At 46.1% G+C, this 21130-nt stretch carries 18 protein-coding genes; 6 read left to right on the top strand and 12 right to left on the bottom strand.

Annotated elements, in window-relative coordinates:
• Window positions 1–16: 16 nt before the first annotated feature.
• A protein-coding gene (gene prfB / locus J3P40_RS01410) for a peptide chain release factor 2 (RefSeq protein ID WP_256002075.1) occupies window positions 17–1091 on the bottom strand; the annotation gives its coding sequence in 2 pieces (ribosomal slippage) (window positions 17–1030 and window positions 1032–1091; 1074 coding nt in all).
• Between the two features lie 51 nt (window positions 1092–1142).
• Between prfB and pgi the strand changes: the two genes are divergently transcribed.
• Complete coding sequence (gene pgi / locus J3P40_RS01415) at window positions 1143–2789, top strand: glucose-6-phosphate isomerase (protein WP_256002076.1); 1647 nt, start codon at window positions 1143–1145, stop codon at window positions 2787–2789.
• A gap of 113 nt (window positions 2790–2902) precedes the next feature.
• A complete protein-coding gene (locus tag J3P40_RS01420) occupies window positions 2903–3439 on the top strand; it encodes a DUF4251 domain-containing protein (RefSeq protein ID WP_256002077.1) in 537 nt (178 codons plus the stop codon).
• Between the two features lie 21 nt (window positions 3440–3460).
• Here the strand turns inward: J3P40_RS01420 and J3P40_RS01425 are convergent, their stop codons facing one another.
• The 9 genes from J3P40_RS01425 to J3P40_RS01465 form a co-directional block, all read right to left on the bottom strand.
• Entirely contained in the window at window positions 3461–4561 is a 1101-nt protein-coding gene (locus J3P40_RS01425; protein WP_256002078.1) for a glutaminyl-peptide cyclotransferase, read from the bottom strand.
• The gene (locus J3P40_RS01430; protein WP_256002079.1) at window positions 4542–4904 is read right to left on the bottom strand and encodes a YraN family protein; all 363 of its coding nucleotides are present in this window, start codon (window positions 4902–4904) and stop codon (window positions 4542–4544) included. The genes J3P40_RS01425 and J3P40_RS01430 overlap by 20 nt, the downstream gene beginning before the upstream one ends.
• Entirely contained in the window at window positions 4905–6866 is a 1962-nt protein-coding gene (gene dnaG, locus J3P40_RS01435) for a DNA primase (RefSeq protein WP_256002080.1), read from the bottom strand. It lies immediately after the preceding gene.
• Between the two features lie 11 nt (window positions 6867–6877).
• The gene (locus J3P40_RS01440) at window positions 6878–7543 is read right to left on the bottom strand and encodes an SGNH/GDSL hydrolase family protein (protein ID WP_256002081.1); all 666 of its coding nucleotides are present in this window, start codon (window positions 7541–7543) and stop codon (window positions 6878–6880) included.
• A gap of 53 nt (window positions 7544–7596) precedes the next feature.
• Window positions 7597–8538 carry a hypothetical protein gene (locus J3P40_RS01445; RefSeq protein WP_256002082.1) on the bottom strand — a complete coding sequence of 314 codons (942 nt, stop codon included), beginning with the start codon at window positions 8536–8538 and terminating at the stop codon, window positions 7597–7599.
• An 11-nt stretch (window positions 8539–8549) separates the two neighbouring features.
• Window positions 8550–9737 carry a M20 metallopeptidase family protein gene (locus J3P40_RS01450; protein WP_256002083.1) on the bottom strand — a complete coding sequence of 396 codons (1188 nt, stop codon included), beginning with the start codon at window positions 9735–9737 and terminating at the stop codon, window positions 8550–8552.
• A complete protein-coding gene (locus tag J3P40_RS01455; protein ID WP_256002084.1) occupies window positions 9737–10165 on the bottom strand; it encodes an SPOR domain-containing protein in 429 nt (142 codons plus the stop codon). The genes J3P40_RS01450 and J3P40_RS01455 overlap by 1 nt, the downstream gene beginning before the upstream one ends.
• A 12-nt stretch (window positions 10166–10177) precedes the next feature.
• A complete protein-coding gene (gene secA / locus J3P40_RS01460) occupies window positions 10178–13489 on the bottom strand; it encodes a preprotein translocase subunit SecA (protein WP_256002085.1) in 3312 nt (1103 codons plus the stop codon).
• 121 nt (window positions 13490–13610) lie between these two features.
• Window positions 13611–13916, bottom strand: coding sequence for a hypothetical protein (locus J3P40_RS01465; protein ID WP_256002086.1), 306 nt, complete (start codon window positions 13914–13916; stop codon window positions 13611–13613).
• Window positions 13917–14004: 88 nt separating this feature from the next.
• Here J3P40_RS01465 and purD point away from each other — a divergent pair, with 88 nt between their 5' ends.
• Window positions 14005–15276 (top strand): phosphoribosylamine--glycine ligase, encoded by a 1272-nt coding sequence (gene purD / locus J3P40_RS01470; RefSeq protein WP_256002087.1) that lies wholly within the window; start codon window positions 14005–14007, stop codon window positions 15274–15276.
• A gap of 51 nt (window positions 15277–15327) precedes the next feature.
• Here the strand turns inward: purD and J3P40_RS01475 are convergent, their stop codons facing one another.
• On the bottom strand, window positions 15328–16470 hold the full coding sequence (locus tag J3P40_RS01475) for a TlpA disulfide reductase family protein (RefSeq protein ID WP_256002088.1): 1143 nt from the start codon (window positions 16468–16470) through the stop codon (window positions 15328–15330).
• A gap of 79 nt (window positions 16471–16549) precedes the next feature.
• Window positions 16550–17731, bottom strand: coding sequence for a formimidoylglutamase (locus J3P40_RS01480; RefSeq protein ID WP_256002089.1), 1182 nt, complete (start codon window positions 17729–17731; stop codon window positions 16550–16552).
• Window positions 17732–17805: 74 nt separating this feature from the next.
• Between J3P40_RS01480 and J3P40_RS01485 the strand changes: the two genes are divergently transcribed.
• Genes J3P40_RS01485 through J3P40_RS01495 form a run of 3 tightly spaced genes read left to right on the top strand, consistent with a single transcriptional unit; the run spans window position 17806 to window position 21088 of the window.
• Window positions 17806–18774, top strand: a complete 969-nt coding sequence (locus J3P40_RS01485) for an NAD-dependent epimerase/dehydratase family protein (RefSeq protein ID WP_256002090.1) — start codon at window positions 17806–17808, stop codon at window positions 18772–18774.
• 4 nt (window positions 18775–18778) lie between these two features.
• Window positions 18779–20077, top strand: coding sequence for an HAD-IB family phosphatase (locus J3P40_RS01490; protein ID WP_256002091.1), 1299 nt, complete (start codon window positions 18779–18781; stop codon window positions 20075–20077).
• Window positions 20078–20122: 45 nt separating this feature from the next.
• Complete coding sequence (locus J3P40_RS01495) at window positions 20123–21088, top strand: tryptophan 2,3-dioxygenase family protein (RefSeq protein ID WP_256002092.1); 966 nt, start codon at window positions 20123–20125, stop codon at window positions 21086–21088.
• The last annotated feature ends 42 nt before the right edge of the window (window positions 21089–21130 follow it).

Consider the following 21130-nt stretch of genomic DNA (forward strand, 5'->3'; position numbering starts at 1 on the left):
GCATCGTATTGCCTGTTTAAAATTCCATCAGGTAGGCTTTCAGAAAGCCATTTAGATCGCCGTCGAGCACTGCCTGCGGATTGGAGGTCTGGTAGTTGGTCCGGTGGTCTTTAACCCTGCGGTCGTCGAGCACGTAACTCCGGATCTGAGAGCCCCATTCTATTTTCTTTTTACTGCCTTCGATGGCGGCTACGGCTTCCATGCGCTTGCGCATCTCGATTTCATAGAGCTGCGACTTTAGCAAGCGGATGGCGTTTTCTTTGTTCTGAAGCTGTGAACGTGACTCCTGGTTCTTAATGATGATACCGGACGGTTTGTGATAAAGCCTGACTGCGGTTTCCACCTTATTTACGTTCTGCCCACCGGCCCCACCGGAACGGAAGGTCTCAAATTCTATATCTGCGGGGTTAACCTCGATCTCTATGGTGTCGTCGACCAGCGGATAAACATACACTGAGGCAAATGAGGTATGCCTGCGCGCATTAGAATCAAAGGGAGAAATACGCACCAGGCGATGAACGCCGTTCTCGCCTTTGAGATAACCGTAGGAGAAGTCGCCCTGAAACTGGAGGGTAACTGACTTAACGCCAGCAACCTCACCTTCCTGATAATCCTGCTCGGTGACCTTGTAGCCATTCTTCTCGCCCCACATAATATACATCCGCATAAGCATGCCTGCCCAGTCGCAGCTCTCCGTTCCGCCGGCACCGGCTGTGATCTGCATCACGGCCTGCAACTGATCTTCTTTGCTGCTCAGCATGTTCTTCAGTTCGAGTTCTTCTATGGTTTTCAGCGCCTTATCGAACTGCTCCTGCATTTCTTCGGCAGAAGCATCGCCCGCCTGAAAAAAGTCAAAAAGAACTTCTGTGTCTTCCAGAACAGCGTTGGCCTGCTGCCAGCCATCGGTCCATACTTTCTTGGAATTGATGGAAGCGAGAAGCTGTTCGGCTTTTTTGGGATCGTCCCAGAAGTTGGGATGGAGCGTCATCTGCTGCTCCACATGTATTTCCTCTAAACGTGCTTCGACGTCAAAGATGCCTCCTCAGGGAAGTTACTCTATCCCTTAAATCCTGAATTTGTTCTTTTGTCATAACTGCAAACTTAGAGAAAACCCCTACATTTACAAAAACACAATATTAATTATGCTTCCTACGGTCAATTTTACTGAAACAGCAGCTTATAAATACCTTGCTGACCATTTTATCGATATTAACGAAAAGAGCCTGAAAGAATTGTTTGCGGAGGATAAGGGCCGCTTTGAAAAATTTTCCATTTTATTTGAGGATATCCTGGTCGACTACTCGAAAAACAGGATTGATGATACCACACTGGCCTTACTGATACAGCTCGCTAAGGAATGTAAACTGGACGAGGCCATTAAGGCTATGTTTACCGGTGCCCGCATAAATCAGACAGAGGGAAGGCAGGTGCTTCATGTGGCCTTGCGTAAGCCGGCAGATAGTGCTCTGGAAGTGGAGGGCCGAAATATTGTTGCGGATGTTCACGCTGTCCTGAATAAAATGGAGAAGTTTAGTGATGCGGTGATTTCAGGTGCATGGAAGGGCTATACCGGAAAAGCCATCACTGATGTTGTGAATATTGGCATAGGTGGTTCAGATCTGGGTCCGGTTATGGTCACTGAAGCTTTAAAAGCTTACAAGAACCATCTGAACATGCATTTCGTGTCGAACATCGACGGCACGCATATCGCCGAAACGCTAAAACTGGTAAATCCGGAGACCACACTGTTCCTGGTGGCCTCGAAGACCTTTACTACACAAGAAACCATGACCAATGCGAATACAGCACGCGAATGGTTTCTGAACAGCGGCGCTTCCAAGGGCGATATTGCGAAACACTTTGCCGCCTTGTCTACAAACGCTAAGGATGTATCTGCGTTTGGTATCGACACCGAAAACATGTTTGAATTCTGGGACTGGGTAGGCGGACGGTATTCGCTGTGGAGTGCTATCGGATTGCCGATTGCGCTTAGCATCGGTTTTTCCAACTTCAGGCAGTTGCTTGAAGGGGCTAATGCAGCCGACGAACATTTTGAGAAGGAAGAGTTTGGCAGCAATATCCCGGTAATCCTCGGACTGATCGGTATCTGGTATATTAACTTCTACGGAGCTGAGACCCAGGCGATATTGCCATACGATCAATACATGCACCGCTTTGCCGCTTATTTCCAGCAGGGCGATATGGAAAGCAACGGAAAACATGTAGACCGCAATGGCATTGAAGTGTCGTATGAAACAGGGCCAATTATTTGGGGTGAGCCGGGAACTAACGGTCAGCATGCTTTTTACCAGCTTATACACCAAGGGACAAGGCTTATTCCGTGCGACTTTATCGCTCCGGCGCAAAGTTTGAACCCGCTAGGCGACCACCATCCTATCCTGTTGTCTAATTTTTTTGCGCAAACAGAAGCGCTGATGAATGGAAAGACTCACGAGCAGGTGGTAGCAGAACTTGAGAAAGAGGGCAAGACTACCAGTGAGATTGAAAAACTGGCGCCTTTTAAAGTGTTTGAGGGTAACCGGCCAACGAATTCTATTTTGCTGAGAAAAGTTACGCCACGCAGCCTGGGCAGTCTGATTGCTTTCTATGAGCATAAGATATTTGTCCAGGGCATCATCTGGAACATCTTCAGTTTTGACCAGTGGGGTGTTGAACTTGGCAAGCAACTTGCCAAGAACATTCTGCCTGAACTCGCCGATGAGCAACCTGTTTCTTCGCACGATGCTTCTACAAACGGCCTGATCAACCAGTATAAAGCCTGGCGATAATGACCTTGGTTTTATAAAATTCGGCGACGGCAGTTTAAACCATACCGGCGCTAATTTGTTCTAATACAATACCGTAGATATAAATTCGTATATTTATGATAAAGGGAGTTGTTATGAACACTATAAAGAATTTTCTGGTTGCTGTAGCTGTGCTGTTGGCGGGACATGCATCGGCGCAGACCGACAAAGCGACGACTGCGAGGCTGGTTGACGCTAAAACACTTGTTTTTAACGCCACAACCGCTATGCCGCTTGCCAATGCCGACATCAATGCTGTGCTTAGCAAGATACCTGGTGGACAGGGCGGAAACATCATGCTCAGCGGCGGACAATACCAGCTTGTGATTGGCAAGGACAGCATTGAAGCTTATCTTCCGTACTATGGAAGAGCCTTCAGTCCGCCAACACGCGATATTAATGATTCCGGGATCAAATTCAAGTCGAAAGACTTTGAGTACACCAGCAAAAAGAATAAGAAGGGAAACTGGATAATCAGCATTGATCCTAAAGACACCAGGGATGTGCAATCGATGACGCTGACCGTTACTCAGAACGGATACGCTTCACTTCACGTGAACAGCAATTACCGTCAGCCCATAAGTTTCAACGGCTTCATTTCCGAGCCGGCAAAGAAACAGGCTTCAAAATAATGAGGCGGCCTGTGTACCTGGCTATTTTTTCGGTAATAATACGATCTCAAAAAGTTTCGGCCATTTTTTGCCGGTAACGAAAAGGCGTTTGCCTTGCTTATCCCAGGCTATACCGTTTAAGACATCATTGGCTCTTTCGAATTCATCTTTGAAATAGCTTTTGCTGAGAAGGCCCTGAAGATTTATCTTTTTCTCCACAATCCCCGTAGCCGGATTAATGACAACGATATAGTCTTCCTGATAAACGTTGGCGTAAACTTTTCCGTCTATGTATTCCAGTTCGTTGATGTATGTTACTGCACCTTTGTTATCGTACACATCGATATAGGCTTCTTCCTTATAGGTATCCTTGTTTAAGAAGTACAGGCGGTTAGTACCATCTGATTTGATCAGTCGGCTGCCGTCGAAGACCAGGCCCCAGCCCTGCTTACTGTTTTCGTAAGGAAATGTGGAAAGCTGTTTGAGTGTTTTGGCTTCATACACAAAGCCGATGTTGCTTCTCCAGGTAAGCATAACGATCTTATCCCCAACCAGGGTTGCGCCCTCACCAAAGTATTGGTCAGCCAGCTTTTCCATCTGCACCGGCTTACCGCTCGCAGGTTCAACCCACCTTATCGTTGAGTGCCCTTCCTGCCCTGTACTTTCCAGAAACAGGCCGTTGTGATATTCCAGGCCTTGAGTGTAGGCGGAGGTATCGTGCGGATATTCCTTAACAATCTTGTAGGCATATTCTTCCGGAGGCAGACCTGAGTTCATCTGTACCTTTATTTCGAGTGTATCTTTATCGCCGTCCTTGTCTACAATAGCGGCAATGGTTTTAAAACCTACTGATAGCCCTTTGGTGCTGATCATGAAAGGTGCTGCGCCCTGCCCTGTACCTATACTTTTACCGTCAATCAGGTATTCGACCGACCCGATATCCTCACCTTTTGGCACATCAAGCTCCACTTTGATGTCCTGACCCAGGGGGAGGGACTGATCGGCTATGGGCGACTTAAACCAGAGGGTTGAAACACCCGGCTTATCCTGACAGGAGGCGGTAAACAACAGGGCTAGCAGTAAGCATACCATGGATAATGCGTTAGATGGTTTATTAAAAGTCTCAACTGGGCCAGAATGCATCTTCAATATGATTAATTTTATAAATGTCCTTATTTTCAAAAACAATTGCAATAACATCGAACCGAATCTCCTTCTGATGGTTCGTCATGTCTATATAAACGGACGAAGCGTACTCCAGCTGCCGTTCTTTATGATAACTTACAAACTCTTCGGGCTGACCGTAATCTACCGAGCTGCGTGTTTTTACCTCGACAAAGATCACCGTGCCCTCGTGACTTGCAATCAGGTCAACTTCAGCGCGTCCGCATCGCCAGTTCATTTTAAGAATGGAATAGCCTAAATTTTCCAGATACTCCCGCGCAATCTGTTCTCCGCGCTTTCCCAGATCGTTGTGAAATGCCATTTATTTTATAATAACCGATCCAAGGTACTTCGAGATTTCCCGTTCGACGCCCTTGATGAACGTATAACGCTGCATTAATATTTCCTGATTGGCGGCGTCTGTCTCGGTCCTGAGCTCCTGAAGCAGGCTGTCTAACATCCTTTCTACTTTGCGCTTTTTTAAATGAAAGAGGCCTCCAAGGATCGTCGCTTTTAGGTTCACCGTTTCATCGCGCACGTAGATGAGATGCTTGTTATACCAGTTATCGCTCAAGGTATAGGGCGAAGTTGAAAGCGTAATGGCGAGATCAGCGATGTCGCGGTCGGGGCTTTTAATAAACTGACTGGCTACGGGGAGGTGACCACTATCTATCTCCTGCCGGTAGGTGTCGATGATCCGGACACAAAGTGGATCTTCAAAGGTCACATCAGCGAGGTTCTGAACAATAAATGAACCTATGTACATGTTATCTATGTCGTCCCAGTTCACGAGCTCATGACCAAAGGCAAGCAGTAACCGCACAATTTCACGTTCCTGTATCTGATCATTATCGGCAGCAGCTTCAGTTGCTCCACCAGAAAGCGGGTCAGGGTGCTCAAACAGATTGTCGGGAGGCATATCTGCAGAAAATGCTTCAGGAGCCTTAACCTGGGGCGCAGCCTGACCAGTCTTCTTCAGCTTTGCTGCTCTGATCTTGTTAAGCTCAGACAGAAGCGTTCGTTCCTCGATCTGCAGCAGGTGGCTGCATTCACGGATAAATACCGAGGCTTTTATATCGTCTGGAATCTTCGCAATGCTTTCCACGATGTCTCGTATAATGCCCGCACGCCTGATGGGATCCTTTCCAGCCTCTTCGAGCAAGATACCTGCCTTATAAAGAATAAAATCCTTCCGGTTGTTCTCTATGTATTTTCTGAACTCGCCAGACCCTACATGGTGCATATAGGAATCGGGATCGTGGCCATCCGGAAACAGGACGACCTTGACGTTGAGCCCTTCTTCAAGGATCATGTCCAGTCCGCGCAATGACGCCTTAATACCTGCGGCATCACCGTCGTACAGAATCGTCACATTCTGGCTGAACCTGCCGATCATCCTGATCTGCTCTGTGGTTAGCGAAGTACCAGAAGAAGCGACAACGTTTTCAATACCTGCCTGGTGTACCGACAGGACGTCGGCATATCCCTCTACCAGATAGCAGTTATCCGCATCACGTATAGCTTTCTTGGCATGATATAGGCCGTATAGAACGTTGGACTTATGGTAAATATCGCTCTCCGGGGAGTTAACGTATTTAGGGACGTTTTTGTCGGTTTTTAAAGTACGTCCGCCAAAACCAATGATACGGCCTGTAAAGTTGTGGATGGGAAACATGACACGACCGCGGAAACGGTCGTACAACTTACCCTTGTCGTTCCGTATAGCCAGTCCGGTCTTTTCAAGGTATTCCTCGCGGTGTCCGGCATTAGCTGCATGCTGAATAAGCGCATCCCAGGCATCCGGGGAATAGCCCAACTGGAATTTTTTTATAATGTCTTCGCGAAAACCTCGCTCCTTAAAATAGCTAAGGCCTACTGCCTTACCTTCCTGGCCGGACCAAAGCTCATTGGCAAAGAACGAAGCCGCATATTCCGAGACAATGTACAGGCTTTCCCTCGCATTCTGGGCTTCAATGTATTGTGGCGATTGTACCGTTTCCTCTACTTCAATATGGTACTTGGAAGCCAGGTATCGAAGTGCCTCCGGATAAGAATACTTCTCGTGATCCATGATAAAATGGACCGCATCGCCACCTTTGCCGCAGCCAAAGCATTTATATATGCCTTTGGCTACCGAAACATTAAATGAGGGGGTTTTCTCGTTGTGAAAGGGACAATTACCGATCAAACTGGAACCACGCTTTTTTAAAGCTACGAAATCACCAACCACCTCTTCAATACGGGCGGCATCCATGATTTTATTTATGGTATCCTGGTTGATCACTTGTTAGGTTCCTATTTAACCAGTGGCAGTAAACTATCGGCCACAGTTTTGTTCCCTTTCTCGTTTAAGTGTACCCGATCAGTCGTAAGAATGCCACGATCGTTGTCGCCCGGGTTGTTAGTCTTGGCATACTCCGTAAAAATGGTTCTCAGATCGCACAGTGGCAGGTTGTTTTTCGAAGCGATTTCACGTATTGCCCCTGAATATTTATCGAGATCGGTATCCATTTCGTTAGCACCATTTTTCTTTTCACCGATCACTGCTGGCGTGCAAAGGACGACTTTAGCGCCATTGTTCTGAATCTTCTTGATAAGTGCCTCGTAAAAACGGATAAACTTGTCGTAATCTGTGCCGGTCTTGCTCAGTTGTTTGTGCCACACATCATTTACACCGATATAAATAACCACCAGGTCGGGCTTTTTATTAAGCACATCCTCTTCCATGCGGAGGTAAAGATCGTAAACTTTGTTGCCTCCGATACCTGCGCCGATGACTTCATATTTGGCCGGATCGAGAGCCTTGCGGATGAGGTCGACATACCCTCCAGGCTGCACGCCGGCCTGGGTAATTGAATCTCCGAAAAAGATAATTTTTTTGGGTTTGAAGGTCATTGCCGACAGTAATACAACCACGGCGATGGCCAGGGTAACAGTAAGGGTTTTGGTAGCGGTTTTCATTGTGTTGGTTTATTAAGGTTAAGTATTGCTGGTCTGTTTGCGAAGTTATAAAATTACTCGCCCTTTTCAAGCCGGTAATCCTTATGGACGATGAGAAAACTGGCGCGCTCTTCTTTCTTAAAAGGATGGTCCCAGTTTCCCTGATACGCAACTTTTGTGGGTAGTTTCTCGCCCTCAAAATAGCTCATTTCTATGTTCATCTGCACATCAAAATCGAACAGCATATTTCCATACTTCATATCTACATACCTGCCCAGTATCTCGAAGTTTCGCTTGTCAAAGATGGTGGTCAGCGTCTTGATCATCAGTCCATTTTTGGTACCGCGGCTGATATCGTCTTTTACAGATACCGTGAACCGGTACACCGGAATAGAATCAAGATAGGTTCCGCTTTCATACTTATAGTCGTAGTACTGACGCATGTTTGCCGTAAACAACTCCGTTTTATTGCCAATGAAAGGCAATCCTTTAATGGGCTTCCCAGGTGAAAACAAAAGCGTCTTAAGCTTGTCCTTGTAACTTTCGTTGGTACTGCCGGGCTTCCCCGCTGTTCCTGTAGCCTCCACATAAGGCGTCTGATAAGCGTTCAGAAATATGAAATCGAACATTTCGACCGTATAGAGCTGATACTTACCGTTCTTCTTATACACGTTCCCCTGATCTGACTTAGCCAGATACTCCATTTTCTTAGGCCCCGAGTTGTAATGCTTGATTTTACGATACAACTGGCCATCTACCTTGTTCTGTTTGTTATATGTATAGATGTTGTTCTCGGCAATAAAGCTATAACGCTTCATTTCACGGAATGCCTGATAGAAGGTATTGTCGTTGATAATGGCATTGATGAATGTTTCCACGCCGAACTTCTGCGCTTTGATGTTAATTACAGAATCGAGCTGTATGGTCTTGATCGTGTCCGGATTAAACCGCTCTATCTCCTGTGTATATGCTCGGACAGGCAAAAACGCCACTGCAAACAGCCATAAATACCTCATAAAATTTGTTGTTAATTACCCAACTGCTTCAGTGCAGCATAGGCCATTAAGCCGGTTGATAGCTGAAGTGCATCTTCGTCGATATCAAAATTTGGCGTATGTACAGAATACGTTGTATTTTTCGCTTTATTGCCTGTGCCCAGCCGATAAAAACATGCATTGGTGACCTGCGAATAATAGGCAAAATCCTCGGCGGCCATCCAGATGTCGAGGTCGACGACATTCTCTTTGCCCAGGTAATCTTCTGCAAATTCACGGACGTTAGCCGTTAATGCCGGTTCATTGATGAGAAACGGATAGCCGTCCATAATACGAAATTCACAACTACCGCCCATACTCTCCGCCATGCCTTCAGCCATCTTTTTCATACGCAGCTTAGCCTCCCTTCGCCAGTCCTCATCAAGTGTACGAAACGTACCCTCTATCTTGACCTCGTTGGGGATAATGTTGGTAGCTCCGTTTGCCTCCAGTTTACCAAACGAAAGGACAGAGGGCAATCTAGGGTCGGCATTGCGGCTTACTATCTGCTGAAGCGCTACAATAATATGCGATGCGATGAGGACGGGATCAATATTCTGATGTGGCTGTGCCCCATGTCCGCCTTTTCCTCTGACAGTCACATAAAGTTCATCGGTAGAGGCCATATAAATGCCCGACCGGAAACCTACCTTGCCTGCATCGATAAGCGGCATTACATGCTGACCGATGATGTGCTGCACTGGAGGACTTTCAAGAACACCCTCTTTAATCAGAATGCTGGCACCACCCGGAAGCAATTCTTCTGCGGGCTGAAAGATAAGTTTAACGGTTCCTGCAAACTTATCTTTTAGTGTATTTAGGATATATGCGGTACCGAGCAAAGAAGAACTGTGTACATCATGACCACATGCATGCATAACCCCAGCATTCTTTGACGCGTATGGCTTATCATTTGCCTCCAAAATAGGCAAAGCATCCATATCCGCCCGCAGGGCGATAACGCGTTCTGACGGCAAAGCTCCTTCTATCAATGCCACTACACCGGTATCCGCCATTTCTTTAAAAGGAATTCCCCATTCGGACAGCCTTGCTTTGATAAATGCAGAAGTCTCATACTCTTTAAACGACAGTTCAGGATTCGCATGAAGATGCCTGCGGTAACCCACCACCTGCTCAAAGATATCAGCAGACAACTGTTTGATCTGGTCTTTGTGTATCATTAGTATTCTAAGCTTGGTGCATTGATCTTCTCTCTGTAAATAAAGAGTGTAGGGAAGTCGGGTCTAAGCTCATTCATTAATCGCTGGGCTTCGAGCCTGGTACGAAAATCTCCTACTCTTAAATAATAATTCGGCTCCTTATAGGTGATGTAAGTATTTAAGGAGGGGTACAGTACTTTGAAGCGAGCCTGTTCGCTAAACACCTTCCGACGGTCTGATCCGTAAAATATCTGCACGCGGTAACCCGTCTGTGAAACAACCGGGCCTGGCTTTGGTGCTCCCGGACTGGCTGCTTTGGTACTGAGCTGAATTCTTTTGGCAATAAGACTATCGATCATGGGATCTTTAATAACCGTGACAGTGCCGCGCGACTGCGAGAACAGCTGCAGTGAACAGAAACAAAAAATCAATATGAACGATAGTCTCATCTGAGTGCTTATTTATAGGCCGGCACCATGACAGTTCTTGAACTTCTTCCCGCTTCCGCATGGGCAGGGTTCATTCCGTCCTATAGTTACTTCTTTACGGACAGGCTGTTGAGGTGTCATTTCCCTGGTATCTTCCATTTCCGGCATACCCGAATTGCCCGACTGTGCAAACTCTGGCTTTGAGGTTTTAAGTTTAGCCGGTGCCGGACGTGGGGCTTGCTGAGCAACCCTTACATCGTTAGGGTCGGCCTGGACGGGGATGCTGCCCTTAAACAGGAAGCTTACTACCTCCTTATTAACAGCATTCAGCATGTTTTTAAACAGATTGAAAGCTTCCATTTTATAAATAATCAGCGGATCTTTCTGCTCGTACACAGCGTTCTGCACGGACTGCTTTAACTCATCCATTTCACGCAAATGTTCCTTCCATGACTCGTCGATCAAGGCTAGCACTATTGTCTTTTCGAAAGACTTTGTGACCTCCCGGCCGTTGTTCTCAATCGCTTTCTTTAAACCGACCGGAACCTGGACATGTCTCAATCCATCTGTAAAAGGCACAACAATCTGCTCAATCTGCTCGCCTCTTTCGGCATAAACCTGCTTAAGCACCGGCAAGGCCTGCTCAATAATGGCGTCTGACTTACGTACATAAAACGCGCTCACCTCTTCAAACAGCTTTTCTGTCAGGAGCGCGATGTTTTTAGAACCGAATTCAGCCTCGTCAATAGTTGTATCGGCTGAGAAGTTTTTGATCACCTCCAGCTTAAATCCTTCATAGTTGCCTGCTTCTTTATATTCAGTAACAATATCTTCTGCAACATCAAAAGTCATGTTGCTCATGTCTACATCCAGACGGTCGCCAAACAACGCATTACGGCGTTTTGCATAGATTACCGACCGCTGAGAATTCATGACATCGTCATACTCCAGCAAGCGCTTACGGATACCGAAGTTGTTCTCTTCTACTTTTTTCTGTGCACGTTCTATAGACTTGGTAATCATAGAATGCTGAATCACTTCACCGTCTTCAATGCCCATGCGCACCATGATATTAGAAATCCGTTCCGACCCGAAAAGCCTCATCAGGTTATCTTCCAGGGAGACAAAGAACTGGGAAGAACCGGGATCGCCCTGCCGGCCTGCGCGACCACGCAACTGCCTGTCGACCCGCCGCGATTCATGTCGCTCAGTACCTACAATCGCCAAACCTCCGGCCTCTTTAACGCCCGGGCCCAATTTGATGTCGGTACCACGGCCCGCCATGTTGGTAGCAATGGTAACCTGACCCGGTTGACCTGCTTCAGCAACAATGTCCGCTTCCTTCTGGTGCATTTTTGCGTTCAGTACGTTATGCTTAATCCCTCTGAGTTTAAGCATGCGACTAAGTAACTCGGATATTTCCACAGAAGTGGTACCCACCAGGACCGGCCTGCCTGCTTCAGTCAGTTTTACGATCTCTTCGGCTACGGCGTTATACTTCTCCCTTACTGTGCGGTATACATAATCCTGATGATCCTTTCTGGAGATTGGCCGGTTGGTTGGTATCTCCACAACGTCCAGTTTATAAATAGACCAGAACTCCCCGGCCTCCGTTGTTGCCGTACCTGTCATACCGCAAAGCTTGTGGTACATCCTGAAAAAGTTTTGCAGGGTAACCGTTGCGTATGTCTGTGAAGCATCTTCTACTTTAACATTCTCCTTTGCTTCGATTGCCTGGTGTAATCCATCAGAATAACGGCGCCCGTCCATAATACGGCCGGTCTGCTCATCAACGATCTTAATTTTACCTTCATCAATGATATACTCCACATCCTTCTCGAAAAGCGTATAGGCTTTTAACAATTGGTTTACGGAGTGAATGCGTTCTGCTTTGATAGAATAATCACGCATCAGGGCATCCTTCTGCGTAATCTTGTCCTCGTTGCTTAATGAAGATTTTTCTATATCGGCGATGGCTGTACCAACATCCGGCAAAACAAAGAATTGCGGATCTTCACCTGATTTGGTAATCAGTTCTATTCCCTTTTCTGTCAATTCGACCTGATTATTTTTTTCGTCAATATGAAAATACAGTTCAGCATCGACTTTAGGCATATTCTTCGACTGATCTGCCATATAGTGATGTTCCGTTTTTAACAAAGTCTGCTTTACACTGCCTTCACTTAAAAACTTAATGAGTGCTTTATTTTTAGGCAAACCGCGATAAGCGCGCAATAATGCAAGTCCGCCTTCCCCTTCTTCGGGGCCGGGTTTACCATCATTGATCAATTTCTTGGCTTCGTTTAACGCACGTGTAACGAATTCCTTCTGGGCTGTAACCAAGCGTTCAATTCTTGGCTTCAGCTCATAGAACTCATGCTGATCACCAAATGGGACAGGACCTGAGATAATTAAAGGGGTACGTGCATCGTCGATAAGTACGGAGTCGACCTCATCTACCATGGCAAAATGCAGTTTGCGCTGTACCAACTGATCAGGCGTTTGCGACATGTTATCGCGCAGATAATCGAAACCAAACTCATTATTTGTGCCATATGTGATGTCGGCCAGATACGCATTTCTGCGTTCCTGAGAGTTAGGTTCGTGTTTGTCGATACAATCAACTTTTAAACCGTGGAATTCAAACAGCGGACCGTTCCACTCAGAGTCACGACGTGCAAGGTAGTCGTTGACCGTAACGATATGAACACCCTGGCCGGCAAGGGCATTAAGGTAAGCAGGTAATGTACTAACCAAGGTTTTACCCTCACCAGTAGCCATCTCAGCAATTTTGCCTTCATGCAACACCATACCCCCGATCAGCTGCACATCGTAATGAACCATGTTCCATACTACGTCATTACCTGCGGCTTCCCATTTGTTGGCCCACACGGCTTTATTACCACTGATGGTCACGTTTTTCTTCCTGGCAGCATATTCCCGGTCAAAGTCGGTCGCGGTAACCTCTAGGTCGCCTTGAGAAAAACGCCTTGAAGTTTCCTTTACCACGGCAAAGGCCTCGGGCAATATCTGCTTTAAGACTACCTCTAACGCTTTATCTCTTTCTTTGGCAAGAGCATCAATCTGGTCGTACAACGCTGTCTTTTCAGAGAGGCCCTTCTCAGGCTGTTCTGCCTCGTGTTTCAGTACCTCCATTTTGCCATCTATTTCTGTGAGGGCAATGGCGATGGTCTCCTTAAATTCGGCTGTTTTACTTCGCAACTCGTCATTACTAAGTGTTGCAAGCTTCGCATAAGCTTCGTTGATCTGACTTACTACCGGCTGTATCGCCTTTATATCTCTTTCTGATTTACTTCCAAATATCTTGGCTAAAAATCCTAACATATTTTTGTCTTTGTATAAAAATTAAATGATTGCCCACAACAACCAATCCAGTCTGTGAACACCGGTGCCTGAGGGGATTTAACAACCGCCAATGCGGCCACGCCTATCAATGAATAAAGATTTAAGGACTGTTATTTTTGGGCTTAGCCCGAATGGTAAGGTCGGCGACAATACTATTACGATGCGTATATTTTAGCAGACGAAGCGTTGGCTGAATGCCAATGGTTGACAGTGCGCTGTATGATAAGAAGAAGGGGTAAGTATGTGCATCGCCACTGCGCTCTGCCCGTGCGGCTACTTCATAAGCTGCAGATTGCTGCTTATTGCAATATTTTTCGGCAACAAGCCTAAGCCCTTCAACACGCTCGGCTTTTGCCAAATGTGCAAGACTGAAAAATACAAGAGATAGAGTAACAATATGTCTCATGCCGCCGGCAAATCTAATTTTAATCTTTCACATACCGAAATCTAAGCGGTATATTTGCGGTTTAGCGACATTTAAACCACACACACCAATGAATATTTTGTTATTAGGATCAGGAGGCAGAGAAAGCGCATTTGCGTGGAAAATCAGTCAGTCGGAACATTGCAGTCAATTGTTCATTGCCCCAGGAAACGGCGGCACCGGCGCTTACGGAAAGAATGTCCCCCTGAACATTAACGACTTCGAGGCAGTTAAACGTCTCGTAACAAAGGAAAATATTCAAATGGTCGTTGTAGGCCCGGAGGAACCACTGGTTAAAGGCATACACGATTTTTTCACAAACGATCCGGCAATTGCGCATATTCCTGTAATTGGGCCAAAAAAAGAAGGCGCTATCCTTGAAGGCAGCAAGGACTTCTCTAAGCAATTTATGGCACGTCATGGTATACCCACGGCAAGCTCGCGCTCCTTCACTAAGGAAACGCTTGCAGAAGGCATCGCTTATCTGCAGGATCATGCCTTGCCCGTGGTACTGAAGGCCGACGGACTTGCGGCGGGGAAAGGCGTACTTATTCTGGAAAACACAGCAGAAGCCCAACAGGAACTGGAACTCATGCTTAGCGGCAAATTTGGCGAGGCAGGCACAACAGTGGTTATAGAAGAATTCCTGACAGGTATCGAATTGTCGGTATTTGTCCTTACAGATGGAGAAAATTATGTGATACTGCCTGAAGCAAAAGATTACAAGAGGATAGGACAGGGAGACACCGGCCTGAATACCGGCGGAATGGGATCGGTATCGCCGGTTCCCTTCGCGGACGAAGCCTTTCTCAGCCAAATAGAGCAAAGCATCATCATTCCGACAGTTGAAGGACTTAAGAAAGATGGAATAGACTATACCGGCTTTATATTTTTTGGTTTGATAAAGGTGGGTGACAAACCTTATGTGATTGAATACAACTGCCGGATGGGTGATCCGGAAACGGAGAGTGTGATACCGCGTATTGAAAGCGACCTTGTGGAGCTGTTCATGGCGGCGGCGAAAAAGAACCTCGATAACTTTACATTGCAGATAAGCGATAAGCGAGCAGCGACCGTTATGATTGTTGCAGGTGGATACCCTGGCGATTACGAAAAAGGAAAGGCTATCTCCGGAATAGAGAACGTAAGGGAATCACTCGTATTTCATGCGGGAACTTCATTGGAAGGCGGCATTGTTAAAACCAATGGAGGCAGAGTTATTGCAGTAACCAGTTTACAAGACGATCAGTTTCAGGCTTTACAGTCTGCTACAGCGGATGCCGCCCGGATATATTTCGATGGAAAGTATTTTCGTGAAGATATTGGGTTTGATTTGATATAAAAAAAGCCCTGGTTTCCACCAGGGCTTTTTTTATATAGAAACTTCGGCAGTTTATTTAGACGCTGATGTGCCCAACACTTCGGCAAGCTTTGTTTGCAGTTCTTCTCCACGTATATCCTTAGCGATGATCTTTCCAGTTGGATCTATCAGAAAGTTAGCCGGAATGGCGCGGATACCATACATTTTTGATGCAGCGTTGTCCCATCCTTTTAGATCAGACACATGCGTCCAGGTCAGGCCATCTTTTTCGATCGCAGCCAACCATGCATCTTTTTTACCAGGATTGTCTAAAGAAACACCCAGGACTGTAAATTTCTTGTCTTTGTAAGTATTGTAGGCTTTTACCACGTTGGGGTTTTCAGCCCGGCAAGGGCCACACCAAGATGCCCAGAAATCTAACAGGACGTATTGACCTTTGAAATCTGACAGCTTAACCGGCTTATCGTTTACATCATTCTGCGTAAAGTCCATCGCCATTGCGCCAATGGCTGTCGCTTTACCTGCCGCAAGAAGCTGCGCCAGGTCTTTGCCTGATTGAGTAGCTTTCAATGAAGGGCTAAGCGCAGCGTATGCCTTTTCTACATCTGCAGCAAGCTCAGGCTCCGACGCAAGTTGCGAAAGCGCGGAGAGGCTGATGTAGGATTTTGGATTGCCTTTTGCAAAATTCAATTGTATAGGTTTGACCTGCTCCTGCAGAGACATATACTTATCGCGGAGCACTTTTTCCTGTACCTTGCGCTCTTCGGGAGATAGCGCTGCGTATTGAGCATTCACCGCCGCCATTTGATCCGAAAGTGACTTGGTTAAGGCCTTCAGTTTTTTTTCATCATCATTAACAACTGAACCGGTGATTACAATGTTCTTCAGAGAATCAGCGGCAGTTACTTTCATTGCCGCCGGCTCAATATATAGGGAAGCAAGATCGAGTCTCTCACCCTGGGCCGGCCGGTTTACGTAAGGATTTTTATTAAGGAACAGATTGCCTCTTGCGGGCTCAGCCAACGTGCCCTTAAAGCCAAACTTTCCGTTGCTTACGACAGCAGAATCTGTGACTTCCTCGCCGGCTGCCCGATAAACCAGGTAAACCTTATCTCCGGTTTTCAGCCCTTTAACGTCTCCGTTAATAGTAAAGGGTTTTTGGGCAAGCACCGCTAACGGCAACAATGCCACAGCGGATAATACTAATTTTTTCATGAGTTATTGTGTTAGTTCTTTTAAGTTAATTCAAATATAAGTCGGAATCAGCATAATAACGTAAAAATATGCTGTAAAATTATAGTAGCTTTTGATAAGTGCGCCACCACAGATCCGGCATTTCACCTTCTACGGCAAGAGTATAATCCTCATAACGGCAAGGCACGAGATGAAAGCGTTCATTTTTCGATATTCCGGCAGGATACGGCACCTGCATCCACCAACGATCAGACTTCTTGCTTTTAACAAATAACATTTCACCACTTCCGTCGCTTAAACTTGCCCGGTATATCAGATACTGGGATTTCGGCACCAACGGAAAATCTTTTTTCCGATTGTAAAATCCATCGATGAAATACCATATAATCTGCGCCAGCAGCATGGCAGTTTGCCCATTTTGGTCGAAAACGGGATTAAACTCGTAAAAACCTATTGAGGTAAGCTTATCGCTCATACCCGCATAACGCGAAATCTGGCAGGCCTGTTCACCATAAAACCCGTTAGGTCCCGCATTGGCATTCGCCGCCGCATCGGATGAGCGAACCGCGCCTATGTCAAAACTGATCATGCTGGCATTTCTCAGTATCGGCTCAGTAAGTGAGATATCGTCAGAGAACTCTCCAAGGCGGTGAACATCAAAATAGAGCTTACTCATTACTTTCAAACTTTCCTGATTGACAAAGTAGGTCTGGTAGCCAATATTGCTGAAGTTGAAGAGGTAATTAGGTTGATGCAGCAGTATTTTATTGAGGTATGTATCGGATCTTGCTGCCAGACCTTCCCCATCTTCTTCATCCAAATCAAACTTACTGTCAACCACTACGAGATCCACTTTTTGCTCAAGACTTTCATAAGCAAGGTATTGAGCATAGGTGATGTCCTGCCCGCCGCCGATGATCACGGGAGTAATACTCAGTTTGATAAGTTCAGAAACTGTGGTCTTGACGGCCACATAAGTATCCGATATAGCCGCACCTGCTTTGATGTTGCCCAGATCGACAATTCTGGTTGGATTGGGTCCTTCATTGAGGCTATAAAATTTCTCCCGGAAATAGTCAGGCCCGAGTGCACAACCCTGGTTATTCACGGCAGCACGATCATCCTGCACCCCTATAAGCGCAATATCATATTCCCCATCGGAAAGATCAGGAAACTCGCCCGTATAAAATGTCACTTTAGCACCCATCTGACTCGATAAAAAGCCGCTTCCTGGCGTAAAGCTGTTGATATCCAGTGGTAAAAAAAAATCTGATAATGACATATAAGGCTTAAATGTATGCGGTCAAATATCTATTTTTGGGGGGATATTTTAACAAACATCCTAAAAAAATTGCAATGATATTAGTTACGGGTGCTACGGGATTTCTGGGTGCAGAATTGATTCATCAGCTTACCCGTTCGGGCGCGTATGTGAAAGCTCTGAAACGAGAGCATTCAACGATTCCTTCTCGCATTGCAAGCAATAACGCGATCGAGTGGATAAATGCAGATATCAATGACGTGGCTACCCTTGAAGATGTCTTTAGCGGGGTTACGCAGGTATATCACTGCGCTGCATTAGTATCGTTCAGGCCGGCAGACAAAAGCCGTCTGTTCAGGATCAACATAGAGGGAACGGCAAACATTGTAAATCTCTGCCTGCAAAATGGCGTGCGTTTACTTCACGTCAGTTCCGTGGCGGCACTCGGCGATTCAAAGAGCGGCAAAATGATCACAGAGGAAGACTTCTGGGAATATGGAACAAAAACGCATGCGTATGCTGAATCGAAATACGAGGCGGAAATGGAGGTGTGGCGGGGAATTGCTGAGGGACTAGACGCAGTGATCGTTAACCCGTCTGTGATCATTGGTGGCGGCGCTGGATTTAACGGCAGCGGCCAACTGTTTAAGCTTATTAAAGAAGGCTTCAGCTTCTACACAAGGGGGGCGACGGGACTGGTAGATGTCGAAGACGTTGCTAGAATCATGATCCTCGCCATGCAAAGCAATCATACTGCCGAACGATATATTATATCGGCCGAAAACTATCTTTATCAAAACCTTTTCAAAGAAATAGCTGATGGATTTGGCGTAAAGCCACCAACAATAGAAGCAAAGCCCTGGATGATGAAGGTTGGCTGGATGCTCGGAAAATTCCGGTCATTGCTAAGCGGAAAGTCCTCAAACCTCACCCGCGATGCGATAAAGAGCAGCATTACCAAAAGCTATTACGACAATGACAAAGCGCGTAAAACTTTTAACATAACGTTTAAGCCGCTAAGCCAGAGCATTGCTGAGACATGCTCGGCACTTCAATTTAAATAACCACATGAAACAGAGAAACTTTTACATTATCGATTTTGACAGCACCTTCACGCAGGTAGAGGCGCTTGACGAACTTGCGCGGATCTCACTTAAAAATCATCCTGATCGCGAGGCAATATTCCAAAAAATCGAAGAGTATACGAATATGGCTATGGAAGGCAGGCTCTCCTTCGGGGAAAGCCTGAGCCAGCGGGTAAAATTGCTTGAGGCAAACGAAGACCACCTTAAACAATTAATCACCCGGCTCAAGAAGAAAGTGTCGGCTTCCTTTTCACGAAACGCTGAATTCTTCAGAAAACATGCAGACGAAGTGCTGATTGTTTCGGGCGGATTCAAGGAATTTATAACCCCGGTCGTGAGCCGCTACCATATCAGGAAAGAAAATATCTATGCAAATACGTTTGTAACGAATGGCGACGGGCAGATCATTGATTATGACCACGCAAATCCACTCAGCGAAGAGGGCGGGAAGGTAAAACTGATGCAGCAACTTGATCTTAAAGGCGACCTTTACGGGATCGGAGATGGTTATTCGGACTTTCAACTCCGGGAAAGCGGATTAATCAAAAAGTTCTATGCATTCACAGAGAACATCTCCAGAGCAAACATCATAGAAAAAGCCGACCATGTTACGCCAAGCTTCGACGAATTCCTATATGTAAATAACCTGCCGAGGGCTATCTCCTATCCTAAAAACCGAATCCTTTGCCTGGTTCTTGGCGATGCTGATCCGTTGAGCATCGAACTACTCAAGAAAGACGGCTTCTCCATCCGGCACAAACCTACGTTTGAAGAAAAATACGTCGCAGATGTGCATATGATCTTACTCGCTAATGGCGAAAAAATTGATCCGGAAACACTGAAGCGTGCCGTGAAACTAAAAACGGTTGGGTATTTGGGCAACGCGCGAAACCGGGTAGATGCTGCGCTCTGCGTACAGCAAGGCGTTGTTCTCTTTGACGACCCTAAGGGCAACCCGCGCAACTACACCTTCATACCCAAACGTATGATCGACTTTATGAACACGGGCACCACCTATCTGAGCAGTAACTTTCCGAACCTGCAACTGCCGAGAATTGAAAGGTCCCACAGACTGATTCATATTCACAAGAACGTCCCTGGTATAATGGCCAAAATAAACACGGTGTTTGCCAAACATGACATTAACATTGTGGGGCAGTTCCTGATGACGAATCCGGAGATTGGATATGTGATTACAGATATCAATACTCAATATGACAAGCAGTTATTCAAATCGCTTAAAAAGATTGAACATACGATAAAATTCAGGGTTTTATATTAAGGTTATGCTTCGCTTTGTTAACTTTGATGCCACTAACTTATTTACATGGAGTTAACCCCTCAAATTATTGAAAAGCTGAATAAGCTTCAGGAGAAGTATGAGGCTATGGGACAGGACATGTCTGCCTACCTGGATGGCCTGCTTTATGCCGATTTTCTTACGTACTGGGATTATATACACCTGGATACCCTTCTAAGCCTTCAAAGCCCGAAAACCTCTTTCCCCGATGAAGAAATCTTCATCATGTATCACCAGATCACAGAGCTTTACTTCAAACTTGCGTTACATGAGTGCAAACAAATATCCGGACATCCGGAACTTAGCGTAAAGTTCTTCACTGATCGGGTGAAGCGGATCAACGCCTATTTCAACGCGCTGGTAACGTCCTTTGAGGTCATGGTAAACGGAATGGAGAAAGAGCAATTCCTCAAATTCCGGATGTCTTTACTACCAGCAAGCGGCTTCCAGTCGGGGCAGTACCGAATGATTGAGATAAGCGCTACTGAATTCATAAGGTTAGTAGACAAGAGTAAGCGGGAGGTGCTAACAGGAGCCTCCATTGATGAGCAGTTTGAGCACATCTACTGGAAATTTGGTGCTACAGAACTTTCCAGCGGAAAACAGACGCTCACGCTGAAGCAATTTATTGGAAAATATGCAGACCAGTTCCTGCAACTTGCTAAAGACCGGCAGCATACCAATTTCACAGCGCTTTACCGTAAGCTTGAAAACTCAGGCCAGGATCTATCGGAGCTGGCAGAAGAACTTAGAAAACTTGACATCTTCGTAAACGTTGAGTGGCCACTGTCTCATTATAAATCGGCCGTGAGGTATCTTGAGCGGGATCCCGTCGACATCGCCGCAACCGGCGGTACTAACTGGCAAAAGTATCTGCCGCCGCGCTTTCAGAAGCGGATCTTCTATCCTTTTCTTTGGACAGAACAAGAGATGGACGAATGGGGAAAGGGCTGGGTACTAAGTGTTCTTAAAGATTTAAGGGCTACCAGCTGAGCCAGCTCATTGGTACTTAGGCTATTTATTGTTATTTTTGCG

Source organism: Pedobacter deserti (genome assembly GCF_024436415.1).
Taxonomy (GTDB): Bacteria; Bacteroidota; Bacteroidia; order Sphingobacteriales; family Sphingobacteriaceae; genus Pedobacter; species Pedobacter faecalis.

Coding starts and splice junctions, on each gene's coding strand:
- secA (WP_256002085.1), bottom strand. CDS start 13,489: ATGTTAGGATTTTTAGCCAAGATATTTGGAAGTAAATCAGAAAGAGAT.
- J3P40_RS01450 (WP_256002083.1), bottom strand. CDS start 9,737: ATGATACACAAAGACCAGATCAAACAGTTGTCTGCTGATATCTTTGAG.
- J3P40_RS01425 (WP_256002078.1), bottom strand. CDS start 4,561: ATGCATTCTGGCCCAGTTGAGACTTTTAATAAACCATCTAACGCATTA.
- J3P40_RS01480 (WP_256002089.1), bottom strand. CDS start 17,731: ATGTCATTATCAGATTTTTTTTTACCACTGGATATCAACAGCTTTACG.
- J3P40_RS01440 (WP_256002081.1), bottom strand. CDS start 7,543: ATGAAAACCGCTACCAAAACCCTTACTGTTACCCTGGCCATCGCCGTG.
- pgi (WP_256002076.1), top strand. CDS start 1,143: ATGCTTCCTACGGTCAATTTTACTGAAACAGCAGCTTATAAATACCTT.
- J3P40_RS01420 (WP_256002077.1), top strand. CDS start 2,903: ATGAACACTATAAAGAATTTTCTGGTTGCTGTAGCTGTGCTGTTGGCG.
- J3P40_RS01490 (WP_256002091.1), top strand. CDS start 18,779: ATGAAACAGAGAAACTTTTACATTATCGATTTTGACAGCACCTTCACG.
- J3P40_RS01465 (WP_256002086.1), bottom strand. CDS start 13,916: ATGAGACATATTGTTACTCTATCTCTTGTATTTTTCAGTCTTGCACAT.
- J3P40_RS01455 (WP_256002084.1), bottom strand. CDS start 10,165: ATGAGACTATCGTTCATATTGATTTTTTGTTTCTGTTCACTGCAGCTG.
- J3P40_RS01445 (WP_256002082.1), bottom strand. CDS start 8,538: ATGAGGTATTTATGGCTGTTTGCAGTGGCGTTTTTGCCTGTCCGAGCA.
- J3P40_RS01485 (WP_256002090.1), top strand. CDS start 17,806: ATGATATTAGTTACGGGTGCTACGGGATTTCTGGGTGCAGAATTGATT.
- J3P40_RS01430 (WP_256002079.1), bottom strand. CDS start 4,904: ATGGCATTTCACAACGATCTGGGAAAGCGCGGAGAACAGATTGCGCGG.
- J3P40_RS01475 (WP_256002088.1), bottom strand. CDS start 16,470: ATGAAAAAATTAGTATTATCCGCTGTGGCATTGTTGCCGTTAGCGGTG.
- J3P40_RS01495 (WP_256002092.1), top strand. CDS start 20,123: ATGGAGTTAACCCCTCAAATTATTGAAAAGCTGAATAAGCTTCAGGAG.
- purD (WP_256002087.1), top strand. CDS start 14,005: ATGAATATTTTGTTATTAGGATCAGGAGGCAGAGAAAGCGCATTTGCG.